The organism is Caballeronia calidae (assembly GCF_900044055.2).
GTDB lineage: Bacteria > Pseudomonadota > Gammaproteobacteria > Burkholderiales > Burkholderiaceae > Caballeronia > Caballeronia calidae.
Map to the genome: position 1 here is coordinate 1 of NZ_FCOX02000193.1, position 3668 is coordinate 3668.

Consider the following 3668-nt stretch of genomic DNA (forward strand, 5'->3'; position numbering starts at 1 on the left):
TAGAAATTGGGATCGCGGGCACTCACGTGGCACACTGTGGAAGTCTCGGGTCTTGGCAGACATGAGACTCTCCCTTGGGCGTCGTTTGTGCAAGATGCCTGAGGGAGCTCCTCTCCGCTACATCGCGCAAGTTGCTCAACTATGCCGCGTCCTTGGCAATGCCGATCGGGCTGGGATAGGACCGCGAGAATGCTTGCAATGAGGAGTAGCGTGATTCATGGGTCATGGTGTGATCGGCATAGTTTTAGTGGCTAAAGACCTTTGAGAAACGTCGCGAGCTTACTGTCAGGCCGGTATCGTACTGGCTTGCCATCATGTGGTCCGACATTGGCGGGAATTTTCTCCCGCAACTCCAGACTGGCGTCCAGGTACATCTGGGTCGTCTGGGGGGATTCATGTCCTAACCACAGGGCAATGTTGAATGGATCCACGCCGGCTTGCAGTAATTCCATGGCTGCGGTATGTCTCAGCACATGCGGCGTCACTCGTTTTTTTCGTAGAGAAGGACATCCTTTGGCAGCTTGGGTGGTGTACTTTTTCAGAAGGCGTTGTACCGCGTCCGGACTGAGATGCCCGCCTCGAACACTCGGAAACAGTGCATCATCGACAGGTATGCGAGGCTCCCTCATCCATACCTTTAAAATTCTGGCGGTTTGTTTGCTGAAGGGGGTAACGCGTTGTTTTCGACCTTTACCCACGACATCAACGTGTGCGCCTGTGCCGAGGGTCACATCCTCGCATGTCAGGCCGGTCATTTCCGATACACGAAGTCCCGTCTCCACTGCCAGTCGGAGTAAAGCATGATCGCGACGACCGCACCAGGTGTTCGTATCGGGCGCGGCGAGCAGCGCCTTGACTTCCGGCCGCGTCAGGAAGTGAATGAGCCTGCGATCGTAGCGCTTTCCGGGCATTGACAGTACGCGCTGGATTTGCGCGGAATACGCAGGCGCCTCGAAGGCCGCGTAACGGAAGAACGAACGGATCGCCGTCAGCCGCAGATTCCGGGTGCGGGCACTGATGGCCCGGGTCTTTTCGAGATCGTTCAGAAATGCCGCCACGAGCGGTGCATTGATATCCTCAAATGCAAGATGGTCCGGTGGTTTGTGCAACCGCTTGTTGGCGAAGCGAAGTAGCAGCCTGAACGTGTCCCGATACGAGCTGATCGTGTGCGGACTGGCCTGCCGCTGTTGCATGAGGCGTTCCGTAAAGAACCGCTGCAATAGTGCTGGGAAACTGACGGTAGATTTCATGACACATCCCTCCAACGACGCTCCAGGCGCTTCATCGCCCCCTTCATGAGTTCTGGGTGCTGCTCTACATACCAGTACGTGTCTTTCGTCCATTGATGGCCGAGGAAGGTCGACAACACCGGCAACCAACGCTCAGGGTCTTTACCAGATCGCGCCAATCTCGCCAGTGTCGTGACCGCGAATAAATGGCGATAGTCAATCAGTCGCGGAGCGTACCTTGTTGAATCTCGGAGACCGATTTTCTGTGTGAGTGCCGTAAATGTATGGGAGATCACTTCACCACTGAGGGGTTTGCCTTGCGAAGTGACGAACAAATGGGTTTCCGGACTCCCGGCAAGACATCGTTCGCGACGTCGAAGATAGTCTGCAAGTGCATCTCGAGTGGAGGAATGAATAGGTACGTACCTCGATTTACCATGTTTGCTTCCCCTCACTGTCAGCACACATTCTTTCAAGTCAACATCTTCAAGTTCGAGACTGACCACTTCACCGGGTCGCAATCCCGTGACGCTTAGCAGACCGATCAGCGTAAAATAAGTCCACCGCCGGAGTTCCGATGCCGGTGGAAGGGCCAACGCAGCAGCTAATATTCTGCGGGTTTCCTCATCGGTGTAAAGGTAAGGAGCACGCCGATGATATCGGTGCGGCAACAGTCCGGCCGGTGGAATCTCAGTGTGTGAATCGAAGGCACTCAGATAGCAAGCAAAGCCACGTACCACACCTAATCGCTGAGCCCAGATCACTGGTTGAACCGACGGGGATTCTCGTGCCCAGGTCAACGCCAGTGACGCGCTAATGTGAGAGGCACGACGCCGCTCCATAAAGCGGACGAAGCCTTCCAGCCGTTGGCCCGCTTCATGGAGTTTGAATCCCAAGCGCCTACGCATCGTCAAGTACTCATCCATCGATTTGCGTAACGTACTCATGATCGCGTCCTCGGCCATGGCGGCGCCAATTTCCGCAGTGAATCCAGATCGACCTTGGCATATATTCTCGTCGAGTCAGGACTTTTGTGGCGCAGAACTTCGCTAATCTCGGCTAGCGCGGATCCTTGACGCAACATCTGCGTCGCTAGCGCATGCCGGAATTGATGGGCTCCTTTTCTCGGTGAATCGATGCCAGCCCGCTCCAAAGCATATTTGACTACATTGCTTACCGCTTTTCCCGTCTTGAAGCCTCGAATCGGCGCGTTTATTCGCAGGAAGACATTCCGACTCTCAGAATCGGCGCGTCCGTTTTTCAGGTAGTCAGCGATCGCCTCACCTACCGGTGCGAGTAATGGCAGGGGCGACTCCTGACCGCCTTTTCCGTGAATGTTGAATGTGCCCGCGTCCCAATCGATGTCATCCAGCGTCAAGGAAGCCACCTCGCCACCCCGCAATCCCAGCCGGGCTAGGAGGAGCAGAATCGCATAATCCCGGCGCCCGATTGGACGGTGGCGGTCGCAACTGGCTAACGCTTGCCTGGCATGCTCAGGGGATATCGCTTTGGGGATTGACGCCATTGACCAGTTAGCGACCATGGGGACCACTGCTGCAAGATCAATCTTGATCAAGCCCCTATAGCGCGCATACCGCAAAAACGAGCGCAACACCTTTGTGATCGGTTTCGCACGTGCTGGACTTTGAGCGGCCTCGTACTGAACGAAGTCGATGATCTCACGGGCACGGAGTTCAGAAAGCCGCGTTATTCCATTACCGTATTGCTTTGTTAAAAACAAACACGCACACCGCCGATATGTCCTGATCGTCGTAGCTGCCAAGCCTCGTTCCTGGTGCAGGTACAACGCGTATTCGCTTACGATTTTTTCAACTCGTGTCAGCGCAATGGGTGCGTCCCTCGCAACGATTCCGTTATCTTGCAGCAATTGCACAAAGCGTCTTAGCGTATATTCCTCGCCTCTCCGACGACTGCGATGGTGTGCTCGGTAGCGAAGATAACGCTGCGCAGCCTCGTGAGCCACATCCTCGATCAACATATTCTTGCGCTTGAGCCACACACTGAAATCGGCAATGAGGCACAGGTATCTACGAATCGACTCCTGTGCGTATCCTTGATGACGCAGCAGACTTTCAAATGCATCGAGGTGTTCAGCAAGGGGCCCCTCCGGTGCATCAAGCGCGTGCGATCGCGCTTTGGAGCACAACTTGTCCATGACCGTGCGCCTCTCGTAAAAGCGGGTCTAGCAACGGTTAGACTATGCCGATCATTTTTCGTTTATCAGGCTTGATTTACGGTGTTTTTCACCAATGCTGGGCATAGTCAAGGACGCGGCATAGTTGAGCAACTTGCGCGATGTAGCGGAGAGGAGCTCCCTCAGGCATCTTGCACAAACGACGCCCAAGGGAGAGTCTCATGTCTGCCAAGACCCGAGACTTCCACAGTGTGCCACGTGAGTGCCCGCGATCCCAATTTCTA

General features: G+C 55.0%; 3 protein-coding genes. All 3 read right to left on the reverse strand.

What is annotated here, in order from left to right; translation table 11 throughout:
• Positions 1-251: 251 nt before the first annotated feature.
• From AWB78_RS41770 to AWB78_RS41775, 3 genes are read right to left on the reverse strand one after another with little or no spacing between them, the layout of a single operon-like run.
• A complete protein-coding gene (locus tag AWB78_RS41770; protein ID WP_062613070.1) occupies positions 252-1250 on the reverse strand; it encodes a tyrosine-type recombinase/integrase in 999 nt (332 codons plus the stop codon).
• Complete coding sequence (locus AWB78_RS44840; protein ID WP_074173723.1) at positions 1247-2176, reverse strand: tyrosine-type recombinase/integrase; 930 nt, start codon at positions 2174-2176, stop codon at positions 1247-1249. The genes AWB78_RS41770 and AWB78_RS44840 overlap by 4 nt, the downstream gene beginning before the upstream one ends.
• Entirely contained in the window at positions 2173-3405 is a 1233-nt protein-coding gene (locus AWB78_RS41775) for a site-specific integrase (protein ID WP_062613077.1), read from the reverse strand. Before AWB78_RS41775 ends, AWB78_RS44840 begins: the two co-directional genes overlap by 4 nt.
• Positions 3406-3668 lie beyond the last annotated feature (263 nt).